We start from the raw sequence: 15,045 nt of genomic DNA, 5'->3' as shown, positions 1-15,045 counted from the left end.
GATTTCTTCAGGATTTGATAAGCATGGGGATTGATGCCATACATGGTTTTGAAGGGAAAACCCCGGATGAGATAAAAGACATAAAAGAGATAATGGCAGATAGAGCGGCATTCATGGGCAATATAACACTTTCATATAACCAGGGGGAAGAAGAAGCGGTCTTTGACGCCATAAAAAAAATACAGCATATCTTCACGGGCGGTCGTTATATTTTTTCTTCCGATGGGAGCTGTTTTCCCGATACCATAAATAATTTGATCCAAATCTACTCTTATTTTCACTCATTTTGGGAGGAATAAATGAATAACAAAATAGAGATAACTCTGATTCCTGAAAATAGAAAAATTAATGCAAAAGCCGGAGAGACTTTGATGAATGTCCTGAGAAGAGCGGGGATACCAATGGAATTTCCATGCGGTGGTTGTGGCACCTGCGGCAAGTGCAGGGTCAGGGTAAAAAAAGCCGGTCCTCCTAAACCTGAAGAACTGAAACTTCTTTCAAAAGGGGAACTGGAAAAAGGCATTCGTATTGCCTGCCTGTATTTACTGGAAAACGATGTGGAAATAGAACCACTCTTTGAAAACAAAAAGAGTGTTGTGCTGGAAAAAAGTAACATCGGAGAGTTTACTATTGACCCATATATCATAAAAGTGCCTTTCGATCTACCGAGGAAATTAGAAGCCGGTATTTCTTTAGAAGAGCATATGACGGAGATCGTCGGGTATCCAATAGACCAGGAATATAGGCTAAAGATACTGAAGTTCCTGTCAAACCGTGGTTACAGGGGTGAGTCGTCTGAAAACAAAATTAAGATTTCGAATTACACAGCCATTATAAGGGATGGAAAGATTGTCGGGATTGAAGAGGAAAATACCTCAGAACTTTTATATGGTATTGCAGTTGATATAGGAACCACCACAGTGGTAGTTTCCCTGGTGAACCTGAAAAACGGCCGGGAGGAGGCGGTAAAGTCCGAGCTAAATCCGCAAAAAAGCTACGGCCTGGATGTCCTGTCACGCATAAGCTTCGCCAGAGAAACCAAAGAACAACTGGATTTACTCCAGAAAAGCATTATCGGATGTATAAATAATCTCATACAAGAAGCTGCTGAATCAAGCGGCATTAATAAGAAATACATCTATGAGATATCCGTAGCTGCAAATACCACCATGATGCACCTTTTTCTGGGACTTAATCCCGAGTCGATAGGCTATGCTCCATATAGCCCGGTTTTAAAAGGCGACATTGAAATAAACGCAGACGACCTGGGACTTATGATCTCCCCTTTTGGGAAAGTATATTGTCTCCCATCCATCTCAGGATATGTAGGTGCCGACATTACCGCGGGTGTTTTTGCCACCGGCATGCATAAAAAAAGTGAGAAATCACTTCTCATGGATATAGGGACCAACGGAGAGCTGGTATTGTTTGATGGTAAAGAGCTTACAGCGTGCTCATCTCCAGCCGGCCCGGCCCTGGAAGGTGTGAATATCGGCTGCGGCATGCGGGCGGCGGAAGGAGCCATAGAGCAAGTTCGAATAACCGATGAAGTAAATATAAAGACCATTGGTAACATTGAACCTTTCGGCCTTTGCGGGAGCGGAATCATTGATTTGGTCTCCGAACTTATAAAAGCAGGTATCATAGATGTTTCAGGCAAAATAAATCCTGCCGCTGCGGACCTGCTGCCTGAAAGCGTGGCTGTCCGTATCGTCGAATATGATGGAAAACCGGCCTTTATGGTAACACAACCCAGGGAAGAAATACCGGCCATTTATTTAACTTCCCGGGATATACGCCAGGTCCAGCTGGCCAAAGGCGCTCTGTGGGCAGGGATAACCGCACTTTTAGAACAAAAGGGGTTAAAACCCGGGGATTTGGGAAAGGTGTATGTGGCAGGAGCCTTCGGTGCCCATCTTCGACCGGAAAGCCTGATAGGTATCGGAATGGCGGCCATGGAGTGGAAAGATAAGATAAGTTTTGTTGGCAACACCTCAAAGGCCGGTGCAGCGATGTGCTTGCTTTCTAAAAAGATAAGGGAAGAAATGAAGGAGCTTACCGATAAAGTAAAATATGTAGAACTTTCCATGCTGCCGGATTTTGACAGGGTGTTTACCCGAAGCTTGAAATTTCCGAAAGGAGATATGTGTCATGGTCGGCAGACAGAGGATAATTGACATGTTCCTTGGTAAAAATACAGCCGCCGCTTCGGCTTTTGCTACCGAGTTCTGGGCTTTAAACCGGAGGGGGTATACCATAAAGGAATTTCTGGATAATCCTTTTAAACTTGCTCCTGTGGTTATAGAAGAGGCTCTGAATATTGACTCGGATATATTTTTCCTGCTGGCGGGCCTTACATCGGTACCTGTCATGGCTTTGGGAGGCGAACTGAAATTTCCCGAAAAGGGTGCGCCCTTTATGGAAAATCCACTCATTAGGGATAAATCGGATTTATTTAAACTTGATATAAATAAGATAAAATCCGATAGGAATGTAAATTCTCTACGGCAGATAGCAGATTTCATAAATGAAAAGGTAAAAGAAAAAATTATCCTTGCGGTCAACTGCCGCGCACCTTTCACCCAGGCCGCACAAATGGTGGGCCCGGATACATTTATGAGAATGCTGAGGAAAGATGAGAATTTTGCAGATGAAGTTTTAAGATTTTCCACCGAGATTTTTCTGGAATATGTTACTCTCTTTATAAAAAGCGGGATAGAAATGATATATATCTCCGACCCTTCGGCGTCGGGGGATTTGATATCAAAGAGGCATTTTGAAAAGTTTGCCTTTCCTTATCTTGATAAGATAAACCGATATATAAAAAGCAAAGGGGCTAAAACCTTTTTTCATATCTGTGGTGATACAGGAGACCGCCTGGATTTGATAAGGGAAATCGGACCGGATATTATGTCTGTAGACCACAAAGTAGATATTGGCGAAGCGAAAAGACTATTGGAAGATAAAGTGATCCTGGCGGGAAACATAGACCCTTCATCGGTGATGGAATACGGGAGCGTTGCCGATGTAGCCAGAGCAGCAAAGGAGTGCATTAAAAAAGCAGGACATGGGAGGTTCATACTGATGCCGGGATGCGAAATTTCTGGAGAAACGCCGCTAGAAAATATAAAGGAGATGCTTAAAATTGGACATTCATCAAAGTTAAATAAAGATTGATCGGGATGAAACTTTTCCATTGGGAAATTTTATTTCTGCTTGTGACGATTTGAGGTATGAATATTCCGGTGTAAAAAGTCGATTTTGAGTGCCTTAGAGTTTTTACACTAATCAATTATTGGAGGGAAATTGAAATGTGTAAAGTTGTGAACGACATAAGAGAACTTATAGGTCAAACACCAATACTAAAAATCAATAATTTTTCACTGCCGGAAGGAGTAAATATCTATGCAAAGCTGGAATATTTCAACCCCGGTGGCAGTGTAAAAGATAGGATTGGAAACTTCATGCTGGAAGCAGCCGAAAAGCAAGGATTAATCAAAAAAGGGGGAACAGTTATAGAGCCCACGGCAGGCAACACGGGTATCGGCATTGCTCTGGCCGCATTAAACAGGGGATACAGGGTCATTTTCGTAATACCGGAGAAGTTTTCCGTAGAAAAGCAGGAACTCATGAAAGCTTTGGGGGCTGAAATCATTCATACTCCCACCGATAAGGGCATGGAAGGAGCCATTGAGAAAGCGAAGGACCTGGCCGAAAACATCGAGGGCTCTTTTATACCAAATCAATTCGAAAACATGGCAAATCCCCTGGCCCATTATAAAACTACCGGCCCGGAAATATATAAGCAGCTCGACGGTAAGATAGATTATTTTGTAGCAGGAGTGGGAAGCGGCGGTACCTTTACCGGAACTGCAAGGTTTTTAAAAGAAAGAGACTCCAAGATAAAGGCGGTGGCTGTGGAACCTGTGGGTTCCATTCTTGGAGGAGGGCCCAAAGGACCACATAAAACTGAAGGCATCGGCGTGGATTTTATTCCCAAAACTCTGGATGTTAAACTCATTGATAAAGTAGTAACTGTTTCTGATGAGGATGCTTTTAATATGGTAAAAGAGCTGGCAAAAAAAGAAGGGGTGCTGGTAGGTAGTTCTTCAGGTGCCGCTTTTTATGCGACCTTACAGATTGCCGGGGAACTTACCTCACCGGCAAATATAGTAACCATCTTTCCTGATGGTAGTGAGCGGTATTTGAGCAAAAAGATTTACCAGGGAGGAATATAAATTGAGAGAAGATACCAAAGTTCTTCATACGGGCTTTGAAGTAGATGAGAGGACGGGAGCGGTAAGTTATCCTATATATCAAGTTTCCACTTACAGACAAAAAGGGCCGGGGGAGCATTCGGGCTATGAATATTCCCGCACGGGAAATCCAACACGGGAAGCCTTGGAAAATGTGATCGCAAGCCTGGAGGAAGGCAGGACAGGTTTTGCCTTTGCTTCAGGGATGGCAGCTATCACGGCGGTTTTCATGCTGTTTACCAGGGGAGACAATATCATAGTTTCCGATGATGTTTATGGCGGCACTTATAGAGTTTTAAGCAAGGTCTTTGAAAATCTAGGGATAGAAGCCACCTATGTAAACACTAGCGATTTACATCAGGTGGAAAGGGCTATCAAAAACAACACTCGTGCGATATATGTAGAAACCCCCACAAACCCATTGTTAAAAATAACCGACATTAATGAAGTTTCAAGAGTTGCAAAAAAGTTTAATCTTAAAGTTATCGTAGATAACACCTTTATGACCCCTTACTGGCAAAAGCCTTTAGCCCTTGGGGCGGATATTGTCATTCACAGCGCCACCAAGTATCTTGGCGGACACAGTGACGTAGTAGCAGGACTGGTGGTAGTAAAGGAAAAAGAACTGGCAGAGAAGCTTCATTTTATACAAAACTCTACCGGAGGAATCCTCGGGCCCTTTGACTCATGGCTTTTGATGAGAGGCATAAAGACCTTAGGAGTCCGCATGGAGCGCCATGAACAAAACGCCAGGGAACTTTCGTCATGGCTTGTTACATTACCGGATGTAAAAAAGGTATACTACCCCGGACTTTCGGGTCACCCGGGCCATGAAATCCAGAAAAAGCAAGCCGGTGGATTTGGGGGCATGATATCCTTCGAGCTTCAAACTCCAGAACTGGCGGATAAGCTATTGAGAAATGTAAAGCTCATTACTCTTGCCGAAAGTTTAGGAGCGGTTGAAAGTTTTATAAGCCTTCCGGCTAAAATGACCCATGCCTCTATTCCTGAAGGAGAACGAAAGGCCAGAGGTATCAGCGACAGCCTGGTGCGCCTTTCGGTAGGTATAGAAAATGTAGAAGACCTGAAGGAAGATATCCTTTCCGCTTTGGGTTTATAATACCATTCGATTTCACAAGGACAATGGGAAGCCGGTCAGGCTCTAGGCATGTCACGTTTTAATTCGCAGATTTATCTAATACCATGGTATCGCCTTAATTGTAATATATTACAAAAAGTCAAGTATATTTAACATTATATTTATAATGGTGCTTGAATATAGCACCTTTTTTATGGTATAATATATGTCAAGAGGTGATGTCATATGAAGACGACATTATATGTCAACAGAAAGCTGTTAGAGGAAGCCATGCGGTTGCTAGGCACCAGCAAGATGACTGAGGCAGTAAATAAAGCTCTGGAAGATTTTATTCGTCGGAGCAAACTTGAGAGGCTGGCCAACCGTATAGGTAATACCGACCTGGCTTTAAACCGGTCTGAACTGGAGGAAATGCGGAAAGATGAGTTTTAAGTATCTAGTTGACACTTCCATATGGATAGAAGTTTTAAAAAAAGATGGTGATTCAAAAGTACAGGAATGGATGAAAATGGCATTGTTAGAGGAAAAAGTTGTAATTACTCCTGTTATAAAAGCCGAGATATTATCCGGTGCAATAAATGAAAAACAATTTGCTCAGCTTAAAGAAGAACTTGACTCATTGGTTGTTCTGGATAAGGAATCCACTGTATGGGATAAAACCGCATTTCTAAATTTTACTCTACACCGGAAGGGGATAAATATACCGCTGACCGATGTCTTGATTGCAACATGGACTTTAATATACGATTGCATTTTAGTCCATCAGGATAAGCATTATGAAATGATAAAAGATGTTGAAAAGAGTTTGAAAACCCTTTGCTTTGGTTATAATGCATCGCCGGTTATTTAAATAAATTGGGGCATAAGGCCTTTTTCTTTCCAAGGGACGGATATGGTGATATTTCGGTGCTTGTTGACAAACCTATAGCTGCTTTTTCACACGTTCTGGCAGGCAAATATGCCGGACTTGGCACCATAGGATATAACCATACTTTGTTGACAAAAGAATTTGGCCCAAGAGTTAGACTGGTTTCTGTATTGACAGATGCTATCATACCTCCGGATGAAGTGCTCAAAAACGAACTTTGCATAAAATGCGAGATGTGTAAAAAATGTTGCCCTACTCAGGCTTTTACTACAACCGAAAATATAATAGCAGAAATGGATAAGAAAAAATGTGCTGAATACCATTATCGATTGAAAAAAGCCTTTTGCTATCCCTGCGGGTAGGCAGGTAGCATTAGATTTCCCTCTCCCCTGCAAAATAACTCCGGCAATATGAAATAAATTTCCCAAAATCATGGAGTTCCCACAATCAGCTTCACTATTTTTCCCCGCAGGTCTTCGACTTTCTGAAGCTGTATTCCTGCGGATATCACATTCTGGACGGTGCGCCGGTTGATGTTTGAACCTATTAGATGTAGTGATATAGGGTTTAAAACATCCATGAGCCAACCAATGACGGGAGATTCACTGCGGACGTGTTCCAGAAGTATGATCTTTCCATTCGGCTTGCAGACCCGTTTAACTTCCGCCAGACCCTTGACCGGGTCGGGGACTGAACAGAACACACATGTTGCCACGACAGTATCAAAAGTATTGTCGGGAAAATCCATAGCCTGGGCATCCATTTCAAGTAGTTTTATAGGTGCCCTGGCTAGATGGAGTTTTTTCCTGGCCCTGGCGAGCATACCGGGGCTGAAGTCAATTGCAGTCACTTCACATCCCGGAGGATAATAAGGAAAGTTATTTCCAGTCCCCGCTCCCACTTCGAGTACCTTTCCCGAAGCCTGGGAAAGGGCTTTTTTGCGCAATTCGGGAGATATCATGCGGTCCATCCAGTCATAAAATATCGAGGTGCGGTCGTACCTGCGACGGATAACTTCGGTCATATCTGATTTTGCTCTATTTTCCATCTTGCCTCTTACCTTTCTCTCAGGTCTTTTTTTTAGAACAGTGTATCTGACATTAAGAATAGCCATAGATTTCACTTCTATTATAGTATTTCTAACAAAAGATTAAATATCCTGCTCGTGATGTCTGTGATATTTTTGTGAAATATATTCGAGATTAGTTGACTAAAAACATAGGAATAGTATAAAATAAAAATATACCCCATTAGGGTATAAAAATCTAAAGGAGGGTAAAAATGGATAAGAAACACGGTGGTTTATTTCATGGGTTATTGATGATGCTGTGTTGTTTGCTTCCTCTGGTTTTGATTTACGCTTTTTCCAGGTTCGGCGCAAGGAGTGTCTTATCATACGGTTTTCTATTGCTCTGTCCGCTGATGCACATCTTTATGATGAAGGGTATGTTTGGTGGGCACGATAAGGAAAGCTGTCATGGAGATAAAAATTTCGAAAGTGAAAAGAAGTTAAGCGATGAACCGCAAAAAATAGAGAGGTTGAAGGGAAATGCGTAAGATCATAACATGGGTTGTGGCAATTGCATTTGTAGCAACAGCTTTGATTTTCTTTTATTTTCAGCAGAACAACTCTAAAAGCAAAGCGAATACAGGAGAAGGAAACCGTATAGAACAATCCACTGCAGTAGATCCTGAAAAGCTTTTAGACGGAATAGATGAAAGCAAATTATTTGCCGTCACCAGACGCACCGAAGGCGGAGCCGTAACTGTGGATGCAGCCTTTTTGAATATATTGAAACCCGAAGAAAAAGATTTGATTTTTTATGTAACCTTAAACACCCATACTGTTGATCTTTCTTCGTATGATATAGCTAAAATTGCGGTTTTATCCAATGGGTCGAAAACCGTGAATCAGGGATTTACATGGCGGGCTATCAGCGATGACGGACACCATCGCAGTGGAATCTTAACGATAAAAAATGACGGTCTCTTTAACAACAATACAGGGTTTTTAGAGCTAAATCTCCGGACCATAGGTGCGATTCCGGACAGGAAATTCAAATGGGATAAGAGCGATTGGAAAAAATAGAGGTGCATTATGGTTTCAACATTGACTCTCTATGGAATTTCATTTACAGGAGGGCTTCTGTCTTTTTTCTCTCCATGCATCATTCCCATGGTGACGGTGTATTTCTCACTGATAACCGGAATGAGCATAAAAGAGCTAAAATCGGCTCTTCCGGCAGAATTAAAAAGGAGAGCTTTTATCAACACCCTCTTTTTTGTGCTGGCCTTTACCATTGTATTTACGCTGGCAGGCGGTATGTCAGGCAAAATAGCGGGCTTTTTTAAAGGAAATATAGGCATACTCAATATCATCGGCGGGATTTTTATATCTCTGGTTGGACTGAATATGCTGGGAATACTCAAATTGCCATCGCTTCACATGAACATGGATATTCCCGACGGCAAATTGCCGCCACTGGGTTATGCCCGGTCCTTCTTTTTGGGACTATTTTTCGCCATTGCATGTTCCCACTGCATAGGTCCAACACTTTATTCATTCCTGCTCATTGCGGGTACCCTCTCGGCGGCAAAACAGGGAATGATGCTGATGTTCATATTTTCACTGGGCCTTGCGATACCGTATTTGATCCTTTCGGTGGCCTTCGGCAAATATTATGATAGTTTAAAGTCATTGATGAGTCGGGGAACTCCTCAAAAGGTGCTGGGTGCAATCATGATTATTTTCGGGATAATGATTTTGACCGGAAATTTCACAAAAATAACCGGGTTGTTGTCCAGAATTTTACCATATAAATTACCCATTGGGATGTAAGAAATAATGCTCCAGATTTACCGGAAAGGAGATATGAATATTTTAACCGATATAAAAGACAAAAACCTGAAAGATACAGAAACAAAAATCCTCTTATTTATTGTTTTCACACTGTCAGGATTTTTATTTTCACTGGAATTTATACTGACTCGAATTTTCTCATATCTTGCGTGGTACCATTATGCTTTTATCATAATATCCACTGCCATCCTGGGCCTGGGTCTGGGCGGTATATGGGTCCAAAGACAAATAGCTGAAAACAAAAATGATATAGATGCCATTTCTGTTACCGATTTATTGTGGGTTTTATTGCTATCTTATATTGCGATATCTCTGATACTCTACATTAATCTGTTTAACTTTTTCCCCATACTATATATGTTTATAGGTGTAATTCCATTTACCATCGGCGGTGCAATAATATCTATAATCTTTACAAAAATGGTGCGTTACGTGAATATACTATATTTTGCAGACTTATTGGGCACAGGCATCTTTTCGCTGGCATCATTCTTTATTTTGAATAACTATGGAATGATGGTCTCTTTATTATTTCTCTTTGCTGTTTTATTAATAATCCTGGGCTTTGCTTCATTTATTTCTAAAAAAGTGTCGGTATCCTTGATAGTCATTGTATTATTGCTAATTTCCATTGTGGTATCTACCAGGGATTTATCCGGCCTGGAAAAGAATTTTGGCTATCCATTAACCAGCCGAAAACTTAAGGTTTATGATATATCTGATGATGGCAAAACAAAAATAGAATATACTAAATGGGATTCTTTTTCCAGGACGGATGTCATTGATTATGGTAACGAAAAGGAAAAAACGATTTTATAGATAACAGTTCTGCAGCCTTTATGTACCGGTTTAACGGAGATCTAAAATTAGTTTCCGGTTTAAAAAACTCTGTTGGTTTTTTACCTTATATATTGCAAAAAAATCCTAAAACTTTAGTAATAGGACCGGGAGGAGGTAGAGATATACTGCTGGCACTTCTTGCCGGCAGCAAAGATATTACTGCGGTGGAGATAAATAAAAGCAGTGTCGATGCGGTAGAAAAAAATTCCTCCTTCACGGGTGACCTGTATAATCTCCCCCAGGTAAAAACACACATTCAGGATGGAAGAAACTTTATTGAAAGGACAAAAGAAAAATATGACACCGTTTTTTTGTCTCTAGTCATGACACAGACCGCAAGTTCCGGCAGTTTAGCTTTGAACGAAAACTACATTTATACCGAAGAGGCGATTTCAAAATATCTTGAACACTTGACAGATAACGGACAACTGGTATTTGCAGCCCATGATGAAGAAGATACGAGAAGAATAATCACGACCGTATTGAGCGTTCTTAAAAAGAAGGGGATTCCTTACCGGGATGCTTTACATCAGATAGCTATAGTAGCCGATAATAATGAACAGTCCCATAATCATGACCCAAAGCATTTACATTTTCCCGTTATAATCATACGCAATCAACCTTTTATTCAAGATCAGAGTGTGCAAATAATTAAAACAGCTTTACAGAATAAAATGGAGCCTGTTTTTATTCCGCATATAGTTGAAAATATGAAATTGCCGCTATCAAAATATAAAGATGTCGATGATATCATAAAAAGTAGTGCTAGCAATGCTATCCCAACGACCGACGACCGGCCTTTCTTTTACGATTTTTCTTTTGGCTTGCCGAAAGCCGTTTATCTTGTTTTGTTAGTTGTATTTTTTGCAATATATAAATGGATCGTGCCGAACTATAAAAAAATGGATAATCGAGACAAAAGCTTGGCAAATTACTTTTTTGCGATAGGTATCGGATTTATGGCTCTGGAGATTGCTCTAATACAAAAAAACATCCTTTTCCTGGGCCATCCGTCATTATCTTTTCTTGCCACGGTTATCCTGTTGCTGGTGGGTTGCAGTATCGGAAGTTTGACCGGCAAAATACTTGAAAAAAAGATAAAAATATTGCCTTTGGTTCTATCTGGCATTATAGTCATGGTGACCATCTTATATAAATATGCGATATTGACATATATTGCTCAAGCTATATTTGTAAAGATAGTTATACTAGCCTTGATATTGCTTCCCATGGGCATTATGATGGGAGTCTTCTTCCCAACAGGCATAAGACAAATGGCAAATACAGATCTGGTCCCTTTTATGTAGGGAATAAATGGAATCGCTTCATTGCTCGGGTCCACTTTGGCTACGGTCATTGCTATGTTTTTCGGTTTTTCATATTCGATGATTTTTAGTGCCGCCGCGTACTTCTCTTTAACCTTTTTTGTTAAGAAATTTCAAGCAGGATAAACTTATACCATTGACTTAAACGTATACAGCAATAAAATGATTAACTAAAAAATGCTAAGAAGGGGTTTAACCCGGGAGGTGTCCAATGAACATTTTATTTAAACTGGGACCGTTTACGATTTACAAACTGGGATTTTTTGTAGCGCTGGGAATACTGGCAGGTATGTACTTGGTATTGAAGGAAGCTAAAAGAAAAAGCCTGAATGAAGATGATGTGCTGAACTTTTCCATGCTTATTATTATATCAGGCTTTATAGGAGCACGGCTGCTATTTGTCCTCCTCGATTTACCTTTTTATCTTAAAAATCCTGCTATGATACTACATGTAAATGAAGGGGGTCTATCCTTTCACGGAGCCATACTGGGCGGGTTGATAGCGGCGGTTATTTATACCCGGATGAAGAAAATCAACTTTTTTAAACTGGCAGATATAGTTGCGCCTTCCCTTGCCCTGGGTTATGGTATAGGCCGCATAGGATGCGATATATACGGAAAAGTGACGAATGTTCCATGGGCCGTAGTAGTAAATGGTGTTTCCAGGCATCCGGCACAACTTTATTCGGCTCTGGCAGGTTTTATAATATTCATGATCCTGTGGAACCGCCGGGAGAAAATCCGTTATGACGGAGAGCTTTTTGTGAGCTTTGTGGTGCTTTACTCCATCTATCGATTTATCATCGAATTTTTCAGGGACAGTGTGATGGCGGGGCCTCTCTCCGTAGCCCAGTGGACGAGCCTGGCACTTGTAGTGCTGGGGGTTATATATAATCAGGCGAGGATAAGCAAAGTTCTATATAAGAACTTACCGCCTAACCATTTATAATATATTGAGATAAAAACCATCTCAAGAATCGCAAAGCTGAAAATATGATTCAGGATAAGGTACAATGGCTTATTTTGCTTATAGCGATTGTAGCGCTTTAAAGCACTTTAATATGTATTATAAGCGCTATGATGAACACAATATTTGAAAGGTTAAAAGAGATAGGGATCATGTTTGAATTGGGAGCAACCGGCAAAAGGATAGCTTCAAAAAGATTCACAGAGCAGGAACTACGATTATTCTTGTCACCCATAACCACAAATTGGAAAAATAGGGGATAGGCTGATAAGATTAATAGATGGGAAAATGGTTTCACCCGAACCAAATGCATTCAGACATCAGGATAGTAAGGGTAAAGTAATAAGAATAAAATAGTTGACAAAACATATAGGAATAGTATAAAATAAATATACCCATTAGGGGTATAAAATTCATGAGGGGGGTATTTACTATGGATTTAAATATAATATGGATACTTTTAGCCGTAGGCTTTACGTTTCTTATGATGAGAGGAGGCGGTTGCTGCGGGGGTCATGGCGGCCATGGAGGACATGGAGGGTATAGCGGAAATGGAGGTCATTCCCATGGAGGACATTCTCACGGAAATCACCAAAATGACATGGAAACCGTAGACTTTGCGACAGACCCTGTATGTGGTATGAAGGTTTCAAAAAAAGATGCAGTTATCAGAACTATAGATGGAAAAACCTATTATTTCTGTAGTAAAGACTGCGCCGATTCTTTTAAAGGATAAACAAACTAAAAACCGCAGGAGGCGATATCATGGCTAACTGGTTCAGTAAATTCCTGGAAAAACTTGCTAAAGCCAATGAGAAAGAGTTTGCCGGTAAAAAGATGGATTGCTGTGAGTTGCACAGGAACCAGGGATAAAGACTATAAACCGAAAGTTGAAAAGTATTAAAGTTATTAAAATTTGAGTCAGAGAACAAACCTCTGACTTTTTTTTATGAAACTTAGTTTTATTAATCTAAAATATAATCATTTGTCTTTGAGAAAAAGTTAAAAACTTTATAAACTAATGGTAGGTACATTTATAATTAAAGTTGTCAAAATTAAAAAAGGAAACAGCGATCCTTTGTGGAATATAATAATATACTAATTATTATATCATTGGAATAGGGAGAGGTAATATGAAACTAAACAAGGATAATGTGGTTTTAGGATTTATCGGTACAGGAGTTATGGGCAGGAGCATGGCTTTAAATCTAATGAAGGCGGGTTACAGGGTCCTGGTTTATAACAGGACCAGGTCCAAGGCGGAAGATTTGATAAAACAGGGTGCCCTGTGGAAGGATACAGTAGCTGACGTGGCAAAAGAGGCAAATGTCATCATAACAATGGTAGGGTACCCAAGGGATGTGAAGAAGTCTACCTGGACGAAAAGGGAATTATAAATAATGCCAAACCCGGGTCATAATCTGATAGACATGACCACGTCAAGTCCCATGCTCGCAAAAAGGATTTATAATGCGGCCAAAGATAAAGGCCTATACGCCCTGGATGCGCCGGTGTCCGGCGGTGATATCGGCGCCCGGGAAGCCAGGCTTTCCATCATGGTAGGAGGAGATCCAGAGACTTTTGAAGCGGTAAAACCTATATTTGAGGCCATGGGCAAAAATATAGTGTTACAGGGGGGTCCAGGTGCGGGGCAATATACCAGATGTGCAACCAGATAGCCATCGCATCGGGAATGATAGGTGTATCGGAAGCTATAGCTTACGCCAAAAAGGCGGGATTAGATCCGGTTACGGTATTAAAGAGCATAGAGTCGGGAGCTGCGGGCAGCTGGTCTTTGAGCAATCTTGCCCCCAGGATGATAAAGGGTGATTTTACTCCGGGATTTTATATAAAACATTTTATTAAGGATATGAAAATAGCACTGGAGTCGGCAAAAGAGATGGGGCTTAAGATGCCAGGTCTTGAACTTGCATTTTCTTTATATGAAAATCTTGCCGCTGAAGGAGAAGAAAATAGCGGTACCCAGGCACTTTTCAAATTATATGATAGATAAATTAAAGAGTCAGGTTATTCTTTCACCCCTTTCGCTTTTAATTTCACGATCATATTATAAAAAAAACTTATGAAGAACTTATGAAGAAAGAAATAAAAACGGCTTCATAATTTCTTCAAAATCCTCCTGTATAATGCTAGGTAGAAATAAAAATTAGGAAGGAGGATTCAAATGATTGTGGTTTGGGTTAGGTCATATGTTCGGCGGAGGTCTTCTAGGCATAATATTTTTCGGGCTGATCATATATGCAATTTTTACTCTAATAACGGCACCCGGTTCAATGAAAATCGGTATAACAGGCGAAATGACGCCCTGGAGATTCTTAACGAAAAAATATGCCCGGGGAGAAATTTCAGATGAAGAATATGTGAGAAAGAAAGCAATGCTTTTAAATGCATAGAAAAGCAAAGATATTCCTTACCGAAAAGGAGGTATTTTATGATGTGGGTTATGGATGCGGTTTTGGCTTGGGAACCTTTGCGTCAAATGCCTGGCCGTGGGTACTGGGTTCAAACATTTTGGGCTTATTGATTTTTGCAGGCGTGATTTATTTCATTGTAAAACTCATCGCCAGAGAAAAGTCCGTCAGCCGGATAAGCTCAAGCAAGGCTCTAGAAATATTAAGGCAAAGGTTTGCTCTTGGCGAGATTTCCTGAAGATGAATACAACCATAAAAAGAAAATATTAAGTTCTTAAAAAGAAATGAATGTAAAAGAAGCGCCACTATTATGGCGCCTCTTTTTATAATGCAAGGAAAGCCAAAATACACCCTCTGTACAAACATGCAATAATAATTGTTGCCTTATCCGTGATCGA

20 protein-coding genes and 1 pseudogene are annotated in these 15,045 nt (G+C 40.6%); 20 read left to right on the top strand and 1 reads right to left on the bottom strand.

The window, feature by feature from the left end; all coding sequences use genetic code 11:
- Positions 1 to 23: 23 nt before the first annotated feature.
- The 8 genes from D2962_RS10725 (at position 24) to D2962_RS10690 (ending at position 6,585) form a co-directional block, all read left to right on the top strand.
- Positions 24 to 299 carry a hypothetical protein gene (locus tag D2962_RS10725; RefSeq protein WP_122014968.1) on the top strand — a complete coding sequence of 92 codons (276 nt, stop codon included), beginning with the start codon at positions 24 to 26 and terminating at the stop codon, positions 297 to 299.
- On the top strand, positions 300 to 2,177 hold the full coding sequence (locus D2962_RS10720; RefSeq protein WP_120765865.1) for an ASKHA domain-containing protein: 1,878 nt from the start codon (positions 300 to 302) through the stop codon (positions 2,175 to 2,177). It begins immediately after the preceding gene.
- Positions 2,152 to 3,177 (top strand): uroporphyrinogen decarboxylase family protein, encoded by a 1,026-nt coding sequence (locus tag D2962_RS10715; protein WP_122014967.1) that lies wholly within the window; start codon positions 2,152 to 2,154, stop codon positions 3,175 to 3,177. The genes D2962_RS10720 and D2962_RS10715 overlap by 26 nt, the downstream gene beginning before the upstream one ends.
- A 134-nt stretch (positions 3,178 to 3,311) precedes the next feature.
- Positions 3,312 to 4,238 (top strand): cysteine synthase A, encoded by a 927-nt coding sequence (gene cysK / locus D2962_RS10710; protein WP_122014966.1) that lies wholly within the window; start codon positions 3,312 to 3,314, stop codon positions 4,236 to 4,238.
- Between the two features lies 1 nt (position 4,239).
- Positions 4,240 to 5,376, top strand: a complete 1,137-nt coding sequence (locus D2962_RS10705) for a bifunctional cystathionine gamma-lyase/homocysteine desulfhydrase (protein WP_122014965.1) — start codon at positions 4,240 to 4,242, stop codon at positions 5,374 to 5,376.
- A 204-nt stretch (positions 5,377 to 5,580) separates the two neighbouring features.
- Positions 5,581 to 5,787, top strand: a complete 207-nt coding sequence (locus D2962_RS10700; RefSeq protein WP_120765869.1) for a type II toxin-antitoxin system VapB family antitoxin — start codon at positions 5,581 to 5,583, stop codon at positions 5,785 to 5,787.
- Positions 5,777 to 6,205: a type II toxin-antitoxin system VapC family toxin gene (vapC, locus tag D2962_RS10695; protein WP_122014964.1), complete on the top strand. Its 429-nt coding sequence runs from the start codon at positions 5,777 to 5,779 to the stop codon at positions 6,203 to 6,205. Before D2962_RS10700 ends, vapC begins: the two co-directional genes overlap by 11 nt.
- A 56-nt stretch (positions 6,206 to 6,261) precedes the next feature.
- Positions 6,262 to 6,585, top strand: a complete 324-nt coding sequence (locus D2962_RS10690; RefSeq protein WP_222927507.1) for a hypothetical protein — start codon at positions 6,262 to 6,264, stop codon at positions 6,583 to 6,585.
- 68 nt (positions 6,586 to 6,653) lie between these two features.
- Here the strand turns inward: D2962_RS10690 and D2962_RS10685 are convergent, their stop codons facing one another.
- Positions 6,654 to 7,271, bottom strand: coding sequence for a class I SAM-dependent methyltransferase (locus D2962_RS10685; RefSeq protein ID WP_122015773.1), 618 nt, complete (start codon positions 7,269 to 7,271; stop codon positions 6,654 to 6,656).
- A 233-nt stretch (positions 7,272 to 7,504) separates the two neighbouring features.
- Here D2962_RS10685 and D2962_RS10680 point away from each other — a divergent pair, with 233 nt between their 5' ends.
- From D2962_RS10680 to D2962_RS10635, 12 genes and pseudogenes are all read left to right on the top strand, one after another.
- Entirely contained in the window at positions 7,505 to 7,780 is a 276-nt protein-coding gene (locus tag D2962_RS10680; protein ID WP_120765871.1) for a DUF2933 domain-containing protein, read from the top strand.
- Positions 7,773 to 8,312 carry a hypothetical protein gene (locus D2962_RS10675; protein WP_122014963.1) on the top strand — a complete coding sequence of 180 codons (540 nt, stop codon included), beginning with the start codon at positions 7,773 to 7,775 and terminating at the stop codon, positions 8,310 to 8,312. The genes D2962_RS10680 and D2962_RS10675 overlap by 8 nt, the downstream gene beginning before the upstream one ends.
- Before the next feature lie 9 nt (positions 8,313 to 8,321).
- Positions 8,322 to 9,062 (top strand): cytochrome c biogenesis CcdA family protein, encoded by a 741-nt coding sequence (locus tag D2962_RS10670; RefSeq protein WP_122014962.1) that lies wholly within the window; start codon positions 8,322 to 8,324, stop codon positions 9,060 to 9,062.
- 33 nt (positions 9,063 to 9,095) lie between these two features.
- Positions 9,096 to 9,902 (top strand): spermidine synthase family protein, encoded by an 807-nt coding sequence (locus D2962_RS10665; protein ID WP_162991196.1) that lies wholly within the window; start codon positions 9,096 to 9,098, stop codon positions 9,900 to 9,902.
- 20 nt (positions 9,903 to 9,922) lie between these two features.
- Positions 9,923 to 11,230 (top strand): spermine/spermidine synthase domain-containing protein, encoded by a 1,308-nt coding sequence (locus D2962_RS10660; RefSeq protein ID WP_122014960.1) that lies wholly within the window; start codon positions 9,923 to 9,925, stop codon positions 11,228 to 11,230.
- Between the two features lie 229 nt (positions 11,231 to 11,459).
- Positions 11,460 to 12,197, top strand: a complete 738-nt coding sequence (gene lgt / locus D2962_RS10655; protein ID WP_122014959.1) for a prolipoprotein diacylglyceryl transferase — start codon at positions 11,460 to 11,462, stop codon at positions 12,195 to 12,197.
- 451 nt (positions 12,198 to 12,648) lie between these two features.
- Entirely contained in the window at positions 12,649 to 12,951 is a 303-nt protein-coding gene (locus tag D2962_RS18685) for a YHS domain-containing protein (protein ID WP_162991195.1), read from the top strand.
- A gap of 29 nt (positions 12,952 to 12,980) precedes the next feature.
- Entirely contained in the window at positions 12,981 to 13,088 is a 108-nt protein-coding gene (locus tag D2962_RS19275) for an LDCC motif putative metal-binding protein (RefSeq protein ID WP_281273657.1), read from the top strand.
- 260 nt (positions 13,089 to 13,348) lie between these two features.
- Positions 13,349 to 13,894, top strand: a pseudogene (locus D2962_RS18680) (NAD(P)-dependent oxidoreductase).
- Complete coding sequence (locus tag D2962_RS18675; RefSeq protein ID WP_245984602.1) at positions 13,879 to 14,229, top strand: NAD(P)-dependent oxidoreductase; 351 nt, start codon at positions 13,879 to 13,881, stop codon at positions 14,227 to 14,229. Before D2962_RS18680 ends, D2962_RS18675 begins: the two are co-directional and overlap by 16 nt.
- Positions 14,230 to 14,404: 175 nt before the next feature.
- The gene (locus tag D2962_RS10640) at positions 14,405 to 14,629 is read left to right on the top strand and encodes an SHOCT domain-containing protein (protein WP_162991194.1); all 225 of its coding nucleotides are present in this window, start codon (positions 14,405 to 14,407) and stop codon (positions 14,627 to 14,629) included.
- 43 nt (positions 14,630 to 14,672) lie between these two features.
- Positions 14,673 to 14,885 (top strand): SHOCT domain-containing protein, encoded by a 213-nt coding sequence (locus tag D2962_RS10635; protein ID WP_162991193.1) that lies wholly within the window; start codon positions 14,673 to 14,675, stop codon positions 14,883 to 14,885.
- Positions 14,886 to 15,045: the final 160 nt, after the last annotated feature.

Source organism: Biomaibacter acetigenes (assembly GCF_003691585.1).
GTDB lineage: Bacteria > Bacillota > Thermosediminibacteria > Thermosediminibacterales > Tepidanaerobacteraceae > Biomaibacter > Biomaibacter acetigenes.
This window is presented reverse-complemented; position numbering and strand designations above follow the sequence as displayed.

Excerpts from the sequence above, each read along its gene's own strand:
- D2962_RS10700 (WP_120765869.1), top strand. The coding sequence starts at position 5,581 with ATGAAGACGACATTATATGTCAACAGAAAGCTGTTAGAGGAAGCCATG.
- D2962_RS10725 (WP_122014968.1), top strand. The coding sequence starts at position 24 with ATGGGGATTGATGCCATACATGGTTTTGAAGGGAAAACCCCGGATGAG.
- D2962_RS10665 (WP_162991196.1), top strand. The coding sequence starts at position 9,096 with ATGAATATTTTAACCGATATAAAAGACAAAAACCTGAAAGATACAGAA.
- D2962_RS10680 (WP_120765871.1), top strand. The coding sequence starts at position 7,505 with ATGGATAAGAAACACGGTGGTTTATTTCATGGGTTATTGATGATGCTG.
- D2962_RS18685 (WP_162991195.1), top strand. The coding sequence starts at position 12,649 with ATGGATTTAAATATAATATGGATACTTTTAGCCGTAGGCTTTACGTTT.
- D2962_RS10720 (WP_120765865.1), top strand. The coding sequence starts at position 300 with ATGAATAACAAAATAGAGATAACTCTGATTCCTGAAAATAGAAAAATT.
- cysK (WP_122014966.1), top strand. The coding sequence starts at position 3,312 with ATGTGTAAAGTTGTGAACGACATAAGAGAACTTATAGGTCAAACACCA.
- D2962_RS10670 (WP_122014962.1), top strand. The coding sequence starts at position 8,322 with ATGGTTTCAACATTGACTCTCTATGGAATTTCATTTACAGGAGGGCTT.
- D2962_RS10675 (WP_122014963.1), top strand. The coding sequence starts at position 7,773 with ATGCGTAAGATCATAACATGGGTTGTGGCAATTGCATTTGTAGCAACA.
- D2962_RS10685 (WP_122015773.1), bottom strand. The coding sequence starts at position 7,271 with ATGGAAAATAGAGCAAAATCAGATATGACCGAAGTTATCCGTCGCAGG.
- lgt (WP_122014959.1), top strand. The coding sequence starts at position 11,460 with ATGAACATTTTATTTAAACTGGGACCGTTTACGATTTACAAACTGGGA.
- D2962_RS10660 (WP_122014960.1), top strand. The coding sequence starts at position 9,923 with ATGTACCGGTTTAACGGAGATCTAAAATTAGTTTCCGGTTTAAAAAAC.
- D2962_RS18675 (WP_245984602.1), top strand. The coding sequence starts at position 13,879 with ATGTGCAACCAGATAGCCATCGCATCGGGAATGATAGGTGTATCGGAA.
- vapC (WP_122014964.1), top strand. The coding sequence starts at position 5,777 with ATGAGTTTTAAGTATCTAGTTGACACTTCCATATGGATAGAAGTTTTA.
- D2962_RS10715 (WP_122014967.1), top strand. The coding sequence starts at position 2,152 with ATGGTCGGCAGACAGAGGATAATTGACATGTTCCTTGGTAAAAATACA.
- D2962_RS19275 (WP_281273657.1), top strand. The coding sequence starts at position 12,981 with ATGGCTAACTGGTTCAGTAAATTCCTGGAAAAACTTGCTAAAGCCAAT.